Annotated in this window: 15 protein-coding genes; 11 read left to right on the forward strand and 4 right to left on the reverse strand. The window is 43.8% G+C overall.

Annotated features, from left to right (window positions below):
- Positions 1-71: 71 nt before the first annotated feature.
- From B3L97_RS04810 to B3L97_RS04830, 5 genes are all read left to right on the forward strand, one after another.
- Positions 72-1,601, forward strand: a complete 1,530-nt coding sequence (locus B3L97_RS04810) for an ABC transporter ATP-binding protein (RefSeq protein ID WP_286934405.1) — start codon at positions 72-74, stop codon at positions 1,599-1,601.
- Complete coding sequence (locus B3L97_RS04815) at positions 1,601-2,662, forward strand: ABC transporter permease (RefSeq protein ID WP_286934406.1); 1,062 nt, start codon at positions 1,601-1,603, stop codon at positions 2,660-2,662. Before B3L97_RS04810 ends, B3L97_RS04815 begins: the two co-directional genes overlap by 1 nt.
- 2 nt (positions 2,663-2,664) lie before the next feature.
- Positions 2,665-3,525, forward strand: a complete 861-nt coding sequence (locus B3L97_RS04820; protein ID WP_286934408.1) for an ABC transporter permease — start codon at positions 2,665-2,667, stop codon at positions 3,523-3,525.
- A gap of 30 nt (positions 3,526-3,555) precedes the next feature.
- Entirely contained in the window at positions 3,556-4,560 is a 1,005-nt protein-coding gene (locus tag B3L97_RS04825; RefSeq protein ID WP_024821650.1) for a BMP family lipoprotein, read from the forward strand.
- A 75-nt stretch (positions 4,561-4,635) separates the two neighbouring features.
- On the forward strand, positions 4,636-6,282 hold the full coding sequence (locus B3L97_RS04830) for a bifunctional metallophosphatase/5'-nucleotidase (protein ID WP_286934409.1): 1,647 nt from the start codon (positions 4,636-4,638) through the stop codon (positions 6,280-6,282).
- Between the two features lie 103 nt (positions 6,283-6,385).
- On the opposite strand, the gene B3L97_RS04835 is transcribed toward B3L97_RS04830, so the two are convergent.
- Positions 6,386-6,961 (reverse strand): uracil-DNA glycosylase, encoded by a 576-nt coding sequence (locus B3L97_RS04835; protein WP_286934410.1) that lies wholly within the window; start codon positions 6,959-6,961, stop codon positions 6,386-6,388.
- Positions 6,962-7,109: 148 nt separating this feature from the next.
- On the opposite strand from B3L97_RS04835, the gene B3L97_RS04840 reads away from it, so the two are divergent.
- Both B3L97_RS04840 and B3L97_RS04845 read left to right on the forward strand, forming a co-directional pair.
- The gene (locus tag B3L97_RS04840) at positions 7,110-7,898 is read left to right on the forward strand and encodes a hypothetical protein (RefSeq protein WP_286934412.1); all 789 of its coding nucleotides are present in this window, start codon (positions 7,110-7,112) and stop codon (positions 7,896-7,898) included.
- A 57-nt stretch (positions 7,899-7,955) separates the two neighbouring features.
- Complete coding sequence (locus tag B3L97_RS04845; RefSeq protein ID WP_024821646.1) at positions 7,956-8,948, forward strand: lipoate--protein ligase; 993 nt, start codon at positions 7,956-7,958, stop codon at positions 8,946-8,948.
- A gap of 115 nt (positions 8,949-9,063) precedes the next feature.
- On the opposite strand, the gene B3L97_RS04850 is transcribed toward B3L97_RS04845, so the two are convergent.
- From B3L97_RS04850 to B3L97_RS04860, 3 genes are all read right to left on the reverse strand, one after another.
- Positions 9,064-10,140 carry an ABC transporter ATP-binding protein gene (locus B3L97_RS04850; RefSeq protein ID WP_286934413.1) on the reverse strand — a complete coding sequence of 359 codons (1,077 nt, stop codon included), beginning with the start codon at positions 10,138-10,140 and terminating at the stop codon, positions 9,064-9,066.
- Between the two features lie 3 nt (positions 10,141-10,143).
- Complete coding sequence (locus B3L97_RS04855; RefSeq protein WP_024821644.1) at positions 10,144-11,838, reverse strand: ABC transporter permease; 1,695 nt, start codon at positions 11,836-11,838, stop codon at positions 10,144-10,146.
- A 63-nt stretch (positions 11,839-11,901) separates the two neighbouring features.
- Positions 11,902-12,909, reverse strand: a complete 1,008-nt coding sequence (locus B3L97_RS04860; RefSeq protein WP_024821643.1) for an ABC transporter substrate-binding protein — start codon at positions 12,907-12,909, stop codon at positions 11,902-11,904.
- 363 nt (positions 12,910-13,272) lie between these two features.
- Here B3L97_RS04860 and B3L97_RS04865 point away from each other — a divergent pair, with 363 nt between their 5' ends.
- From B3L97_RS04865 to gcvPA, 4 genes are read left to right on the forward strand one after another with little or no spacing between them, the layout of a single operon-like run.
- Positions 13,273-14,280, forward strand: a complete 1,008-nt coding sequence (locus B3L97_RS04865) for a lipoate--protein ligase (RefSeq protein ID WP_286934430.1) — start codon at positions 13,273-13,275, stop codon at positions 14,278-14,280.
- Between the two features lie 20 nt (positions 14,281-14,300).
- Positions 14,301-15,392, forward strand: a complete 1,092-nt coding sequence (gene gcvT, locus B3L97_RS04870; protein ID WP_024821641.1) for a glycine cleavage system aminomethyltransferase GcvT — start codon at positions 14,301-14,303, stop codon at positions 15,390-15,392.
- A 23-nt stretch (positions 15,393-15,415) separates the two neighbouring features.
- On the forward strand, positions 15,416-15,817 hold the full coding sequence (gene gcvH / locus B3L97_RS04875; RefSeq protein ID WP_024821640.1) for a glycine cleavage system protein GcvH: 402 nt from the start codon (positions 15,416-15,418) through the stop codon (positions 15,815-15,817).
- A 4-nt stretch (positions 15,818-15,821) separates the two neighbouring features.
- Complete coding sequence (gcvPA, locus tag B3L97_RS04880; RefSeq protein WP_024821639.1) at positions 15,822-17,162, forward strand: aminomethyl-transferring glycine dehydrogenase subunit GcvPA; 1,341 nt, start codon at positions 15,822-15,824, stop codon at positions 17,160-17,162.
- Positions 17,163-17,165: the final 3 nt, after the last annotated feature.

Here is a 17,165-nt window from a genome sequence, read left to right on the forward strand (position 1 = left end):
ACGTTTTTTTAAATCATGCTACAATAAAGTTATTTAAAAAATACTTCCCACCCGAATTGGAGGGAGAGACTATGTCGTCTCTGTCGATTTCCGGCCTCACTAAAACCTTTGGGAAATTCAAGGCCGTAGACGATTTCTCTCTTGAAGTCGCCAGCGGAACAGTTCATTCCCTCGTAGGCGAAAACGGCGCCGGAAAATCTACCGTAGTAAAATGCATTTATGGTCTTTATAGTCCAACTGCAGGATCTTTTGCCCTCGACGGTCAGCCTGTCGTCATCAAAACCCCTCGCGACGCAATGAAACGAGGAATCGGAATGGTTCATCAACACTTCATGCTCGTTCCATCTTTGCCCGTATACCGAAATGTTGTTCTTGGCGATGAACCTCGCCGCGGTTTTATTTTCGATCATGAAACTGCTATCGAAACCGTTACAAAACTGTCTGAACAATATGATCTTAAAATCGATCCTCTTGCCCCTGTGCACTCCTTACCTGTAGGGATACAACAACGGGTAGAGATATTAAAGATACTCTACCGAAAAGCGGAAATCCTTATTTTCGACGAGCCAACGGCCGTTCTTTCTCCACAAGAAATAAAAGGGCTCTTTTCCATTATTCGAAGTTTTAAAAAGGCCGGTAAAACTATTATTTTCATAGCTCATAACCTTTCTGAAGTCCTCGCTATTTCTGACATTATAACTGTTATGCGCAAGGGGAAACATATAACTACACTTCCTCGAGAAAAAGCGACAAAAGAGGAACTTGCAACGTTAATGGTAGGACACAGTGTCCATATGCCCGTACTGTCAGAAGCCTCCGTATCCCAAGGAGAAGCCGTCATAGAAATACAAAATCTTTCTGTCATTGGTGACCGGGGAGAAGAAGCCGTAAAAAACGTTTCTTTCTCTGTACATGGTGGTGAAATATTGGGGATTGCAGGTATCACCGGTAACGGGCAAAGTGAACTGGAAGAGGCTCTCTCCGGTCTTCGACCTGTATTTAAAGGGGCCATTCGTATGAAAGGCATAGACATTACACGGGAAGCTTCTTTGAAGCGACGACATTTAGGCCTATCATATATACCTGAAGACCGCATAAAAACTGGTTTGGCTCCCCTGGCCTCTTTGAAAGACAATGCTCTTCTTGGCTATCAATACAAACAGCCTTATCTTCGTGGGCAATTCTTCCAAAACTTCCAAGCTATCCGGCTTTTTACCACAGAGCTTATGAGAAAGTACGGTGTCGCAGCCGCCAGTGAAAATATACAGGCAGGGACACTTTCAGGTGGGAACATGCAACGTTTAGTCATGGCACGCGAACTAGAACAGGACCCGTGTTTCTTACTGGTATCCCAGCCTACTCGTGGAGTAGATATAGGAGGAATTTCCTTCATTCACGATCGCTTATTGTCTCTGCGTAGAAATGGTAAAGCTATTCTACTCATCTCAGCCGATCTCGACGAAATTCTTTCTCTGAGCGATAGAATTGCTGTTATGCATCGAGGGCACATCGTAGCAGTTTTAGATCGCCAAGAAGCCACACGGAATCTTGTAGGTCGTCTCATGCTTGAGGGAACCGTACCTACTGCCAAGGAGGAGTGATGATTGTGAGTCTCTTTTCCAGAGACTGGCTGGTACGCTATCGCGACCAGTGCATTATTCTCGTATCTTTCTTTTTGAGCCTCCTTATTGGGGCTATTCTCATTACTTTGTATGGAGCAAATCCTATTGAAGCCTACGCCCAAATGGTTTCGGGAGCATTAGGCGATACTGATGCTATTTTAGCCACATTAGCAAGAGCTGTACCTCTTGTCCTTTCTACCATGAGCATATCTATAGCTTTTTATGGAGGTATGTGGAATATAGGGGCTGAAGGGCAACTTTATCTCGGAGCTTTTACTGCTGCTTTGATTGGCATCGAATTAGGCGCTTTACCTGGGCTCCTTCTTATCCCTCTCGGGCTCCTCGCCGGAGTCGGAGCTGCTACATTCTGGGCGTGGATGCCCGCTAAGCTTAGCCTTGATCGAGACCTTAACATCGTAGTCCTTACAATCATGCTTAATTCTATTGCCATTCTCTTCACAACTTTTATGGCGACAGGGCCTTACGCCGGAGTTCGAACCAGTTCTGGCAGCACCGATAAAATAGCTGAAGCCATGAGATTAACCCACTTCCAGCTCTTTGGAACCCTTAACACCGGAGCCTACATTGCTATAGCTGCCATACTTATCGTAACAGTACTTATGATTTTTTCCGTTTGGGGATACGACTGGAGATGTTCTCGCATGAATACGCGTTTTGCCCGGTACGGGGGGATAGATGTTCGGAAAAGACAAATGTCTGCTATGCTTCTAAGTGGCGCTTTAGCCGGACTTGCCGGAAGTCTGCTCGTTATGGGCGACCATTATCGATTTCTTATTAACATTTCTCCAGGCTATACATGGACTGGAATGATTTTGGCTATGATGGTGACTTACTCTCCAGTTGGAGGAATTATCGCTGCTCTCGTTTATTCTGTTATGAGTTCAGGTGCTCTTCAAATGGAAATTATCACAGACATTCCCCAAGAGCTGGTTTCCGTTATTGTCTGTTGCGCTGTCCTCTTTGTCACTGCAGGAATATCAATAGCGAATAGATTGGCCAACAGAATCAGGGAGGACTAGAGATGATAGACTTTATCAGGGCTACTATTAGGATGTCCACTCCCCTTCTTCTCACCGCTCTTGGAGGGACATGGACACAACAAACAGGAGTGCTCAATATAAGCCAAGAAGGAGCCATGCTTATCTCGGCTTTTTTTGCAGTCCTTGGTAACTATTTTTTTCAAAGCTGGATCATAGGAATCCTTTTTGGCATGGCCGCTGGTCTCCTCTTCAACATGATTTTTGCTCTTCTCTGTGTTTTTCTACGTGCTAACATATGGGTTGTAGGCATGACTCTAAACATTTTAGCCGACAGCCTTTCTATCCTTTTGATGAAAAGTATTTTTCACGTCAAAGGTGGATTTAGAGATCCCAGCATGGTACGTATTCCCGACATTAATGTTCCTTGGCTTGGTGATCTCTCTCTTATTATCGTTGTTGCGCTCATGCTCTTTTTCGTTTTCTGGTTTATAGACTCAAAAACTGTTTTTGGGCTGAGGCTCAAAGCCACAGGAGAGAATGAAGAGGCTCTTTCTGCGGCTGGCATCTCTCCTATCCAGATCCGTTTCAAAGCCCTCGCCATCAATGGTCTTATGGTAGGTCTAGCAGGAGCCTTTCTCTCCACTTCCTATTTAGTAGCTTTCGTAAGCGGAATGAGCGCTGAGCGAGGCTGGCTAGCAGTGGCAGCTGTTATTTTTGGGGATGGGAATCTACTTTGGACCACTGTTGGGGTTCTCCTTTTCGGGGCGGCCCAGACACTCGGCATTGAACTTCAATCCTTCGGTTTTTCCAGCCATTTGGCCCTTATGCTTCCTTATATACTGGTTATTGTTGCCTTAATTTTTAAGAATTGGAAACGGATGAAACAGGCACAGGAAGCCTGATCAAAACATAAACAGATGAGGTGATGGGAAATGAACAAAAAGGTGTGGTGTTTACTATTGGCAGGGGTGCTTCTTTTTAGCAGTCTTGCCGGCGTTGCAGCTGCGGCTGATACGTTGAAAGTAGCTTTGGTTATTGCTAACAAGCTGGGAGACGCTTCTTTCTACGATTCCGCTAATGCTGGATTGGAACGGGCTAAAAAAGAATTAGGCATTATCGGAAAGGTCGTAGAGTGTAATTTTGACCCTGCAAACTACGTTCCTTATTTAGCAACAGCAGCAAAGAATTTTGATCTTGTTTTTGTAGTGGGCTTTGAATTCATGGATGCCATTGAACAGGTCGCTCCTGAATTCCCCAATACTGACTTCGCTTATTTTGATGTATCAGGAGAAACAGCTCACGTAACTTATGTAGACTTTAAGGAAAATGAAGGGAGCTTCCTCGCTGGGGCTCTGGCCGCCTTAATGACTACCAGAGAAAATGATCCCCATGTGAATAAAGAAGCCATTATTGGTGCTGTAGGTGGAGAAGATATCCCCGTCATCCACAATTTCTTTGTAGGTTATGAACAAGGTGCCAAATATGTAAATCCCGATTGTAAAGTCTTGACAGGTTTTGTGGGTAGCTGGTCAGATCCAGCCAAAGGGAAGGAAATGGCTCTCAACCAATACCATAACGGAGCCGATGTTATCTTCCAGGTTGCTGGTGGGACAGGAGAAGGTGTCATAGCCGCTGCTAAAGAGGCTGGATTCTATGCGATAGGAGTAGATTCTCCGCAAGAACATCTGGCTCCTGAAGTTGTCCTGACCTCCATGTTAAAACGTCTTGACAACGCTGCTTTCGACCTTATCAAAGCAAAACTTGACAACAACTACCCTCGCGGCCAGGTTGTCTCTTATGACCTGAAAAATAACGGCGTTGGGTTAAATTGGCCTGAAAGTGCTCTAAAGCTGGTTCCACAAGATGTACGAGACCGACTTGACGAGGTCACGAAAGAGATCATCGAAGGAAAAGTAGTTGTAGAAGAATATAAATAAAGCTATCCACAGTTCTGTTTTATAAATATTTCATTATTCTTGCCTTAAATACTAAAATAAAGGGAGGTAGGGAATATGAGGAAACGGTTTGGCAGAGGTTTGCTCGCATTCTGTCTCGTCCTTATCCTCGCTGTTGGGGCCTTTGCGGCAGATGGTTCCGTCACTCTTTTGACTCTCAACGACATTCACAGCCACATATATCCATACACTATCAGTCAAACTGTGAATGGGGAAAAAGTAAAAGTTGAAGTTGGTGGATTAGCACGGGCATCTACTGTTATACACAAAGAGAAAGGGCAAGACCCTGGCAACGTATTTGCTCTTGAAATGGGAGATATTAACGAGGGCCCCCTTTTCTTCTTCTTTAAAGGCTTGGCAGAAATACGAGCTCTCAATCTAGCCGGCATAGATGTGGGTACATTGGGGAACCATGAGTTTGACTTAGGTCCCTCCGTATTGGAGGATGTCATGCGTTACGCTCGTTTCCCATTTACAGTGGCAAACCTTCACACAAAATTATCGATTTTCCAAAATCTATATCATCCCTACGTTATCAAGGAAGCCGCTAACGGGTTGAGAGTAGGTTTCTTCGGCCTTATCGCTCCAGAACTCGCCTCTGTAACAAGTGGAAGCCGGGACTTCACTGTAGGACAAGATTTAGTTGCTGAAGCAAAGCGGATGGTCTCCCTTCTGCAAAAAGAGGATTGTGACGTTATTGTAGCCATGACCCACACTGGGATATATGCCGATCGAGCTATAGCAGAATCTGTAAAGGGCATTCATATCATTACAGGTGGACATACTCATACACTACTGGAAACGCCGGAAATTGTTACTGGACCTGACGGCTGGAAAACCATGATCGCACAAGCAGGATCTATGGGTCGATACATTGGGGTGGCAAATGTTTCCGTAAAAAATGGAGCCCTCGATACAGATAACTCCAAATGGAAGGCTCGAGAACTTGTCGCATCTATCCCCCTGGATCGCCGGGTATCCATTCTCGTAAACCCCTTCCAGCAAAAACTTGACGAACAACTTTCAGAACCTATCGGCATGATGAACCAAGATGCTGATGCTACAAAAGCGGCAGTTCGTCAGAGAGAAGCTGGCATAGGAAACTTCATAGCCGATGCGTTACGGTGGAACGGACAAACTCAAATAGGTCTTATGAACGGTGGAAGTATTCGAGGAGATAAGGTATACCCTGCAGGAGAAGTTTCTTACAAAACCTTGTACGAACTCTTACCCTATGGGAATACTCTCATTCGATTTACTCTCACTGGTGAACAGATTCGAGATATCCTCGAGATTTCCGGTTCAGCCCTCATTAAAGAAGGAGAAGAGTACGATGGGAACCTCCGTACGCCTTCTGGCGGGTTCCTCCAGGTTTCTGGTTTGAAAGTTACATACGATTTAAGTCGCAAACCAGCTATTATAAATAACGATGGAGAACGCATTTCTGTAGGAGAACGAGTAGTGGATGTACAGGTAGAGAACTCTGATGGAACCTGGTCCCCCTTGGAAAGTGCTTCTATCTATACTATCACTACAAACGACTGGGTCGGACTTGGAGGAGATAAATATTACGTGTTAAAAATGGCCGCCCCAACAGCCTACGACACCCACCTTGGGGATGTAGAAAGTTTAGCTCAATACATTCGCCATATAGGTGGTGTAACCTTCCAAGAAGAAGGACGTATCGTTATCGAGAATAAATAAAGCAAAGAAAAAGGAGCTGACAGGACATTTGGGAGTGTTTCGCCTATCAGCTCCTTTTCATAAAATTTTCCAGCTTACAACCTTTCATAAAGCAAAAAAGAGGCTACTTTCCCAAGAACTTTTTTACTTCCTGCAAATCTAAAAGAGTTTGGGCAAGGGGATGTCCTTCCTCTCTGGATCGATTCCTTAAAAGATAGCTGGGATGGAAGAGAGGGCGGATCAAGAGAGATCGTCCCTGAAATTTCCATGGATAGAATTGACCACGAAGAGCAGTCATCCCTTTTTTTGTATTAAGGAACCACTGGGTCGGTGTATTCCCCACCGTAAGGATAAGATCAGGAGCAAAAAAAAGAATCTGCTCTTCCAGAAAAGCTCGACATGCTTCTATTTCACATTCCTTAGGTTTCCTATTCTCTGGGGGCCGACACTTAACCATATTAGTAATATAGAAAGAATCCCGAGATACCCCTGCCTCTTTCATGAGTTCACTAAGAAATTTTCCAGACCTGCCCACAAAAGGTCGCCCCATCTCATCCTCCCTGGCTCCTGGCGCTTCCCCTACCAGCATAGCCTTACTACAAGGGGAACCTTCTCCTACTACTATGCGATGACGCTCTTCCCATAAAGAACAGAGGCGACACTTATCTACACGCTGCTCTAAAGTAAAAATATCTGCCATAGAATTTCGTAAACCCCCTGATAGATAGTTGAATCAAAGTAATTCTATCATCTCATTCGAGATTTCATTTTCTTAAATATGGCATCTCTTACTATAAGGTAAAAGAAATGGTAAAATTTACAATTACCCTTTCAAAGGAGCGTTGCCTATGAACTTTGCCGTGTTCGACCTTGAAACAAATGGAATGAAGGGAAGCTCGGTAGTTTCCGCATCGTCTATCATTTTTGATGATAGGGGGCAAATACTGGACTTCTTCAATCGATTCTATTACCCGACCGAAAAACCTGACCCTGCTACAGAACGCATACATGGCCTTACCATTGATCGAATATACTGGTTTCGTCAAACAGGATCTTATCCCCCTTACTTTCTCGACGATTTGCTCAGCTTGTACTCTTTTTGGGAGCGATGGCATATAACAGGCGTGGTTGTGCATAATCTCGCTTTCGATACCTCTTTCCTTCCTCCAGAAACAGTACGAAAGTGGAAATGGTGGTGTTCTATGCTTGGATTAACAAATTGGTGTGCTATCCCCAATCCCAAAAACTCTTCTCTTTTCAAATGGCCTAGACTGAATGAAGCCAAAATAAAAGCTGTCGCTCACCTTAAAACTCCCGCTCTTTTAAAAGAAATGGAAGAGAAGCTGCCCAAAGAAATGGGGCATTATTCTCTTAGTGATTGTTTCGAACTTTATGGCATCTTCACTCGGGTCTGGGCTTCATGCCCGGAATTAGTCTCTTTTCGACATTATAGAAATCGCTACTATGCTCCTAAAAAAGAAGATTATGTCACTCCTTCTCCTTTAACACCCGATCCTTTTGTAATCAAAGGTCTTTTGTTCGCTCAAGCCTTGGCACATGTCTGTCACCAGGCAGAATACGGGACAGAGTTAAAAAAAATAATAGAACATTATGAGGGACTGAACATGCCCCTTTAAGGTCAGATAAAGACAATTTTTTTATACTCGTTTGGGCCTATATAATGGAGGAACCTTATGTTTTATATAGAAAATAACAATACGAACCCTTTTTTCAATCTGGCCTTTGAGGAATATATTTATTCTCTTTTAAACCGCTACAAGGAACAGTTCATGCTTCTTTGGCAAAATAAACCTGCAATTATAATTGGACGGTTCCAAAATACAGCAGCAGAGATTAATGCCGAGTTCGTTGAAAAACAAGGGATCCATGTAGTGCGACGGATTACAGGAGGAGGTGCCGTCTATCACGATCTGGGGAATCTTAATTATTCTTTGATTGTTCCTAATGATACGGATTTTTCTTTTAACTTTCATAAATACACCCTCCCTATTATTCATGTTTTGAAAGGATTGGGAGTTGATGCAGAATTTAACAGCAGAAATGACCTTACAATTTGTGGGAAAAAATTTTCAGGAAACGCACAGCACATGGATAATCATCGATTGCTACATCATGGAACGCTACTTTTCAACTCGGACCTGGAGGTTCTTTCCCGCGCTTTGCAGGTAGACGAGAGCAAATTTCAATCAAAGGCTGCCAAGTCTGTAAGAAGCAGAGTGACAAACATAAAACCATGGCTTCCTATATCAATGACTATGGAGGAGTTTAAATTATCTGTTATTGAAGAAATGAGCAAAACTCAAAGAATTGAAAAATACGAGCTTTCTGATGAAGATTTTAAAAACATAGAAGACCTTGCGACTCAAAAATATAGTACTTGGGCATGGAACTGGGGAAAGTCCCCTCAATTTACAGAAAAAAAAAGCCACCGCTTCAAGGCTGGCAAAGTAGAAATCTATTTCAACGTGAAAGACGGCATTATCATTTCATGTAAAATATATGGCGACTTTTTCGGTGATGAAAATATCGGGGAACTCGAAAAAAAACTTGAAAATTGCCAGTATGAAGAAGCGTCTCTTAAAAAACGTTTGGCCCCCATTCCCTTAAACAAATACTTTGTAGCTATTCCTTCAGAAGAACTTCTGAATTTAATATGTGCAAGGTAAATTTCTAGCACATATAAGGGGAAATACAAGGGAACTACATTATTGCTATGAAAAATGCGCCGCCATTTCTTGCCAGATATTAAATTAATCAAAAAGAGTAACCGTGAACCATTTATTATTCCGATCTCAGCAAATGAAGAGCTCCTTTTTTGAAAAGATACGCTACTGATTCTCCTACTTGGAAGAAGTCGTTAGTAAGAGGATTCACCATATGAACGATCATAGAGTCTTTCATACTATTCGTTTTTATTTCATATTCAATAATGGTTCCTAAGAACGTACGCCGAACAACCACTCCGTTCCCGTCCCCCGCAGTATCACGACGAAGAAAGATACCTTCTGGCCGAACTGTTGCCAAAACTTTTTCCCCCTGCCTGCTTTGAGGGGGTACGCTTTTTATATGCACTGCAGAATTTCCGATCTGAACTGTATTTTCGTCTAGAACAGTAGCTGGGATAAAATTGACCTTGCCAATAAAAGCTGCCACAAATATATTGGCTGGTTTTGCATAAAGATCCTGAGGAGTTCCCACCTGTTCAATTTTCCCTTGGTTCATGACCACAACACGATCCGAGATGCTCATTGCTTCAGCCTGGTCATGAGTAACATAAACACTCGTAATACCTAGGCGCTTCTGGAGACTTCGAATTTCGATACGCATCTGCTCTCGCAACTTCGCATCAAGATTGGAAAGGGGCTCATCGAAAAGCAGAAGCTGTGGCTCCATAATAATAGCCCTCGCCAAAGCTACTCGTTGTTGTTGCCCCCCTGACAATTGATTAGGCTGGCGGCGCTCTAACTCAGCTAGTCCTACTAGATCCAGCACCTGCCTCATTCTCTTCTCCACCTCTTGGTCAGACTGTCCTTTGAGACGAAGCCCAAAGGCTATATTTTCATATACATTGAGGTGGGGGAAAATAGCGTACGATTGAAAGACCATAGTGGCATTCCTATGATTAGGCGCTACATCATTAACTCTTTTCGTTCCGAAAAAAATATCTCCCTCTGTAGGATCTTCAAAACCAGCGATCATTCGAAGTAACGTAGTTTTGCCACAACCGCTAGGACCTAATAACGTTACAAGCTCTCCTTCTTTAACATGAAGAGAGACATGATTCACCGCTAAGAAACGGCTAGCCGGATCATCGTAACTACCAAATTCCTTCACCAGATTCTCTATGCGAAGTTCCATGATTTACAGCTCCTTCGAAATTTCCATCGCTTTAATACCGCCAGATCGGCCAAGCACCAGCCGGCTAATCACGACAATGGCACAAAGCACAATCGCGACCAAAATAACGCTAAAGGCTGCTGCCACTCCCAATCTCCCCGATCCCACTTCGTTAAGTATTTGAACTGTCAAGAGATTCCATCGAGCAGAAACAAGGAAAATAGCAGCACTAATAGCTGTCATCGCTCTTACAAAGGCAAAGACAAGCCCGGAGAAAAAAGCCGGTGCTATGAGGGGAAGAGTAATTTTTCTAAATGTCGTAACACCGTCTGCGCCTAAATTTCGCGCCGCTTCTTCTATAGTGGGATCAATTTGTCTCAAGACAGCAACTCCAGACTGGATCCCAACTGGAATATATCGAAAAATAAAATTTAAAACAAGAATGGCGAGGGTACCAATAAGAAGAATTGGTTTTTTGTTGAAGGCTAAAATATACCCAATGCCCACCACCGTCCCAGGTACTGCAAAATTCAAAATAGAAAGGAATTCCAATGCTCCCTTTCCGGGAAAGGTCAAGCGAACAACCATGAAGGCTATGAGCATCCCCAACAATCCAGAGACAGGTGTAGCTAAAGCAGCTACAACAAGAGTATCTTTAATGGCACCGAAGCCTACCCCTAAAGCATAGGCAAAATGTTTAAAAGTAAGGGAGAAATCATATCCCCACACCTGCGTTACAGCTCCCAAGAAGATAGTACCGTAAAAAAGCAAGACGAGAGAGGCAAAAACAATCACAAAAGACTGAAGGCATTTTCTTGCCCCACGGCTCACTAATTTGGACGAGGAAGAGACAGGCTTGCCAGTAACCGTGGTATATTGTCGTTTCTCAAGGTAATAACGCTGAACAGCAAAAGCAGTAATAGACGGGATAAGCAACACTACAGCAAGTGCAGCTCCTAAAGGCAGATTGAAGGAGCCTGTAATTTCGAGATAGGCCTGAGTGGAGAGCATGGGAAATCTGCTCCCAGCAAGAACCAGAGGGTTCCCAAAATCTGCGAGGGATTCAATAAGAACAACGAGAAAAGCGCTCGCAATCCCCGGCAAACTTAATGGAAAAGTAACTTTAATAAAAGTCTGCCATCGAGAAGCCCCGACATTCATCGCTGCATCCTCCAAGGTAGGATTGAGAGATTCTAATACACCACGAAGAGTAAGGTATGCGACTGGAGCAAAAGTAAAGACCTGAGATAACAATACTCCCTTAAAGCCATAGATGCTAAAATTTTTCAACCCCAAAACACCCTTCGTGACCAGTCCATTGGCACCGAATAACATAAGAATGGATAGAGAACTGGTAAAAGGAGGGGAAATAATAGGAAGAATAAAAAGGACATGAAGAAGCCGTTTACAAGGGATAGCCGTACGAGTAACAGTAAAAGCAGCTATATACCCAATGAAAACTCCTATAATTCCTGTAAAGAAACCCACTAAAAGGCTATTTACAAGAGCGCTCCGCAAATAACGGAACGTAAAAAAACGTCGGTAATTAGCGAAAGAAAAAACACCCGCCTGAGTTTGGAAACTTTTTAAAAGGACAGAAATGAGAGGATACAACACAAATATAAGCAAGGAAATTGCAACAAGAGCAACGAGGAAAGCGAGTAGAGGATCTCGCCAGAGCAACTGCAATTCACGCCGAGCTCGTCGAAAAGGCACCATAAAAGGACCTCCTGAAAAAAGGGGCGGGAGAAAGCTCCCGACCCCTGTAATTTTTAACAAAGACTATTGTCCAAGGACCTCTGTTACCCAACGTTCAATCAGGCGATCCTTATCTTTAGCCGCAGCTTCTCTATCGTAGTCCACCAATTTGATCTCTGCGAGAGCCGGCAAACCTGCACCTGCCGATACATCGCTTCGCACAGGGAAGAAATAAGTTTTGTTCTCACTTAAAGCCTGTTGTCCCTGTTTCGACAGAATCCAATCTACAAGTTTCTTCGCTTCGTCTATGTTTTTAGCTCCTTGCAAAATGGAAAGAGCCGCAGCCTCATACCCAACCCCTTCTTCAGGGAATATTACTTTTGCTGGGAAGCCTTCATCCACAAGTTTCAAGAAAGCAGGAGTAAACTGAATGGCTACTTTTGCTTCTTTTATGGCTAAGTTCTTGCTGGGGCCTGTGCCACTCTGGGTGTAGGTCTGAATGTTAGGATTAAGAGCTTTCATATACTCAAAGGCACCATCTTCACCGTAAATAGATATAAGATTCATCATAATGGCAAATGCCGTTCCAGAAGCCTGCGGAGAAGGCATCTGGATCATTCCCTTTAACTTTGTGTTTTTAAGATCTTCCCATGAACTCGGAATAGAAATTCCCTCTTCTTCCAGAGCATCCGGCAAAACACCAATCCCTATAGGATTCATATAAAAAGCATGCCAATACCCTTCCTCATCTTTAAAATTAGAAGCCAGATTTGCTGCCTCGGGAGAAAGGTATGACTGAGTCAAACCTCGATCTTTAGCCACAATATGGTTCTCATTAGGGGCTCCAAACCAAACATCAGCCTGAGGGTTCGCTTTTTCTGCCTCGATACGGCTCAAAGCTGGCCCTGAAGACAGAAAAACCATCTGGACCTTCACACCAGTATCTTGTGAAAACGACTCAAGAAGGTGACGAGCGTTTTCCTCATCGACGCTTGAATAGACAACAAGGTCTCCGCCCCAAGCCTGCAAGGGCAAAATGCAGACCAACGATAGAAGAAGCACTGAAATAAACAACCCTAACTTCCTGTTCATATAGCACGTTCCTCCTTTTTACTGTACCTCATGTATTTGTAGTATAATTAACATTCATGAAAATAGCTTGTCATATGACCATATAGTTTCACTATAGCATATAATCATCATAGGATACGTTCCATGAATTGCCCGTTAATTCTGAATTTATTTTCTACTGTTCTGCACGTTGACTTTAACTCAATATTCGATAGACTTAAGTTATTCATTGCACTAAGTAGTTTGTATCTTAAATAACATAATACCTTGAGCCCCAAAATGTCGCAAAAAAGCGAGTCCTGGTTGAGTGGTCGGGAGCTTCAAAGCGTGGCCTCAAAAAAGGAAATAAGCTGGGGCTTTTTGTTTCAGGGGGTGCCGTAGAACGTGTCGAACGTGAAAACTTTTCTCGCCGAATCTCCTTTTTTCGACCCATGGATGAACCTAGCCCTTGAGGAATATCTCCTCTCCCAAGTAGCTGACCGTGGAGTGATGTTGTATCTTTGGCAAAACCAGCATACTGTGGTAATAGGACGGAATCAGAATGCGTGGAAGGAATGTAGAACAACTCTCCTATCAGCGGAAAATGGGAAATTAGCTCGGCGCCTCTCCGGTGGGGGTGCTGTTTATCATGATCTTGGGAATCTGAACTTTACCTTTCTTGCATCTCCCCTTACTTATGACTTTATTCGACAAATTAAGGTTATTATCGCAGGGCTTCGGTTACTGAATATACCTGCGTATTTCGGTGGTAGAAACGATATTTTCGTGGACGAACGAAAGTTTTCAGGAAATGCTTTCTATATGGGGAAAGCTGGTCGCTACCATCATGGAACACTCTTAGTTGATGTGGACATAGAGAGAATGGCTCGTTATCTTCAGCCACCTACCGCGAAACTCCAGGCTAAAGGGATAGATTCAGTGCGTTCTCGCGTCATTAACTTAAAAGAGATAAATTCTTCTTTAACAATTCCGAAACTCAAAGAAGCCTTACAAACAGCTTTTCTTGCAGAATATGGCGGGAAAGGCAACGAATTATCACTGGAAGAACTCAGTCATACACTCCCCATGCAGAAGCTTTATGAAAAATATCAAAGCGCATCATGGATTTATGGTCGTACTCCCGACTTTGATGTGGAATTGGAACATCGTTTTGAGTGGGGGCACGTACAAGTAGGTTTTCACGTTCAGGGAGGAAACGTGAGTCGCAGTGTCGTCTATTCCGATGCGATGGATGCAGAGCTTATTGCCAATTTGGCTCCCTGTTTCCAGGGCATTCCTCTTAATGGAACTGATTTAGCACAGGCATTGCGAAGAGACTATAAAGGTTCTATTCCCCAAGAAGTAGACGATTTGGCAACTTGGCTTGAAACAGAGTGGGCCAAGATGTTTTAACATGACATGGAGGTGAGGTTGTGAGACAAACAGCGCTATATGAAAAGCACCTAGCCCATAATGGGAAAATGGTCGATTTTGGCGGCTGGGAACTTCCTGTCCATTACGAGGCAGGAATAGTCGAAGAGCATCGGAGAGTGCGATCTGCAGCCGGTATTTTCGATGTTTCACACATGGGAGAGGTACGGGTTACGGGTCCTAAGGCTGAGGAATGGCTTCAGTACATGATGAGCAACGATGTTACCGCTATGGAAGAAGGACAGGTCATCTATACTTTCATGTGCTACCCCAACGGAGGAGTTGTAGACGACCTTTTGATCTACAAAGTTTCCAAAGAGAATTATTTCCTCGTTATCAACGCTTCCAACACAGAAAAGGATGTTATGTGGCTACAAGACCATGTAAGAGAGGGAGCTTCTGTGGAAGACCTTTCTCCGCAATATAGCGAGGTTGCTCTTCAGGGCCCCAAAGCAGAAGCAATCCTTGCGAAAATTGCGAAGTTCGATCCCAAGGATCTCGGTTTCTTTCGCTTTGTAGAAAATGTGGACGTAGCGGGAGCCAAGGCCCTTGTCTCCCGAACAGGCTACACAGGAGAAGATGGTTTCGAAATTTACGTACCGTGGAATGATGGCCCTAAGGTGTGGGATGCCATCATGGAAGCAGGAAAAGAGTTCGGAATTCTTCCGGCAGGACTTGGTTGCAGAGATAGTCTTCGCTTCGAAGCTGGACTGCCTCTTTACGGACATGAGCTCGGGGCTCATATTACTCCTCTTGAAGCAGGATTAGGATTCTTTGTAAAACTTGATACCGCTTTCATAGGGAGAGATTGTCTCGCTGCGATGAAAGAAAAGGGAGTTCCTCGTAAAACAGTAGCTCTTGAAATGGTAGACAAGGGAATTCCCCGGGAACATTATGAAGTCAGAGCGAAAGGGCAGACCATTGGAAGGGTTACTACTGGTGGTTATTCCCCAAGTCTTGAGAAAAGTATCGCCCTTGCTCTAGTGGAAGCCGATGCAGCTAATGAAGAAGAGATGCTTATCGTTATTCACGGTAAAGAGAAAAAAGCAAAAAAGGTAAAAAAACCTTTTTATCAAAAACACTACAAACGGTAAAAGAGAAAAGGAGGTCTAGAATAATGGCAAAGGTGCTTAAAGAACTGAAGTACACAGAGACTCACGAATGGGTAAAAGTAGAAGACGGTAAGGCTCGAATTGGTATTACAGATTATGCTCAGCACGCTATGGGCGACATTGTTTATGTAGAGCTTCCTGAAGAAGGAGCAGAGGTATCTGCTGGAAGCGACTTCTGCGTAGTCGAGTCTGTTAAGGGCGCGAACGATGTCTACTCTCCAGTAAGCGGAACTATTGTTGAAAGCAACTCTGAACTGGAAGACTCTCCTGAACTTGTGAATGAAGATCCCTATGCAAGTTGGATTGCTGTTTTGGAAATGTCCGATCCGTCCGAACTTGATAACCTTTTAGACTGGGAGGCCTATAAGAAGCTGTGTGACAGCCTCGAAACCCAAGAGGGGGCGTAAATATATGGCACGGTTTATTCCAAATACAGAAGAACAGCGGCAAGAGATGCTTCGAACTGTCGGAGTGTCTTCTATAGATAGTCTCTTTGCCGATATACCAGAGTCGATTCGGTTGGGTAAAAATCTTAATATTCCCTCAGCCCTTTCTGAGCTAGAGCTCTCTCGCCAGATATCTTCTATGGCTGCGCAAAATGCGAATGCTCAGGACTACGCTTGTTTTCTTGGAGCTGGGGTTTATGACCACTTTATACCCACAGTGGTAAATCATCTGGCTGGCAGGCAGGAGTTTTTAACCAGCTACACTCCTTATCAGCCAGAGGTAAGCCAGGGAACTCTACAAACCATATTCGAATATCAGACTATGATATGTGAACTTACGGGTATGGATGTGGCAAATGCTTCCATGTATGATGGAGCTACAGCCATGGCTGAGGTAGCTTTTATGGCTGCTGCATCTACAAAACGAAGCGAAGTGCTCGTAGCTCGTTCCGCAAATCCTGAAAGTAAAAAAGTACTTGAAACATATGCTCCATATCAACATATCAAAGTAACGGAAATAGGTTTCAAAAATGGGCAGCTTGATGTGGACGATCTAAAAAAACATCTTTCTGATAACATTGCAGCTGTCTTCGTTCAAACTCCTAATTTCTTCGGAGCTCTTGAAGACCTGAAAGGTATTGGGGAGATTGTAAAAAATGCTGGCGCTCTCTTTGCTGTAGCTACGGACCTTATGGCTCTTAGCCTTTTAGAACCTCCTGTAACTTTTGGAGCAGATGCAGTTATTGGTGATGGACAGCCCATGGGGAATGCTATGTCTTTTGGTGGCCCTGGATTTGGTTTCCTTGCTGTTACCAAAAAATACATGCGAAAAATCCCCGGACGTGTTGTAGGACAAACTCTGGACCGAAATGGGAAAACAGGTTACGTCTTGACCCTTCAGGCTCGAGAACAACACATTCGGCGCGAAAAGGCCACTTCAAATATCTGCTCTAACCACAACTTAAATATTGTTATGGCGACAATTTATATGAGTCTCATGGGCAAAAAAGGACTTCGAGAAGTAGCAGAAGCGTGTCTGCAAAAAGCTGCTTACACTCGCGATCTTCTTATTGAAGATAAAAAATTCAAGCCTCTTTTCGATGCACCTTTCTTCCGGGAATTTGCCGTAATTTGCCCGGAAACACCAGAGGCTCTCAACAAGCGTCTTTTCGAGCAAGGGTTCATTGGCGGATACTCCTTGTCCCGAGAATATCCTGAGCTCGAAAACTCTTGGCTTGTTGCAGTCACAGAGAAACGAACTCGTGATGAAATTGACCGGTTTGCCCGGATCGCAAGGGGGGAATAAGGC

It is taken from the genome of Aminobacterium sp. UBA4834 (assembly GCF_002400205.1).
Classification (GTDB): Bacteria; Synergistota; Synergistia; order Synergistales; family Aminobacteriaceae; genus Aminobacterium; species Aminobacterium mobile.

What these genes read in the sequence shown, in the direction of transcription:
- gcvPA (WP_024821639.1), top strand. Translation starts at nt 15,822, where the DNA reads ATGGCACGGTTTATTCCAAATACAGAAGAACAGCGGCAAGAGATGCTT.
- B3L97_RS04855 (WP_024821644.1), bottom strand. Translation starts at nt 11,838, where the DNA reads ATGGTGCCTTTTCGACGAGCTCGGCGTGAATTGCAGTTGCTCTGGCGA.
- B3L97_RS04845 (WP_024821646.1), top strand. Translation starts at nt 7,956, where the DNA reads ATGTTTTATATAGAAAATAACAATACGAACCCTTTTTTCAATCTGGCC.
- B3L97_RS04810 (WP_286934405.1), top strand. Translation starts at nt 72, where the DNA reads ATGTCGTCTCTGTCGATTTCCGGCCTCACTAAAACCTTTGGGAAATTC.
- B3L97_RS04825 (WP_024821650.1), top strand. Translation starts at nt 3,556, where the DNA reads ATGAACAAAAAGGTGTGGTGTTTACTATTGGCAGGGGTGCTTCTTTTT.
- B3L97_RS04830 (WP_286934409.1), top strand. Translation starts at nt 4,636, where the DNA reads ATGAGGAAACGGTTTGGCAGAGGTTTGCTCGCATTCTGTCTCGTCCTT.
- B3L97_RS04850 (WP_286934413.1), bottom strand. Translation starts at nt 10,140, where the DNA reads ATGGAACTTCGCATAGAGAATCTGGTGAAGGAATTTGGTAGTTACGAT.
- B3L97_RS04840 (WP_286934412.1), top strand. Translation starts at nt 7,110, where the DNA reads ATGAACTTTGCCGTGTTCGACCTTGAAACAAATGGAATGAAGGGAAGC.
- B3L97_RS04820 (WP_286934408.1), top strand. Translation starts at nt 2,665, where the DNA reads ATGATAGACTTTATCAGGGCTACTATTAGGATGTCCACTCCCCTTCTT.
- B3L97_RS04860 (WP_024821643.1), bottom strand. Translation starts at nt 12,909, where the DNA reads ATGAACAGGAAGTTAGGGTTGTTTATTTCAGTGCTTCTTCTATCGTTG.
- B3L97_RS04815 (WP_286934406.1), top strand. Translation starts at nt 1,601, where the DNA reads ATGATTGTGAGTCTCTTTTCCAGAGACTGGCTGGTACGCTATCGCGAC.
- gcvH (WP_024821640.1), top strand. Translation starts at nt 15,416, where the DNA reads ATGGCAAAGGTGCTTAAAGAACTGAAGTACACAGAGACTCACGAATGG.
- B3L97_RS04835 (WP_286934410.1), bottom strand. Translation starts at nt 6,961, where the DNA reads ATGGCAGATATTTTTACTTTAGAGCAGCGTGTAGATAAGTGTCGCCTC.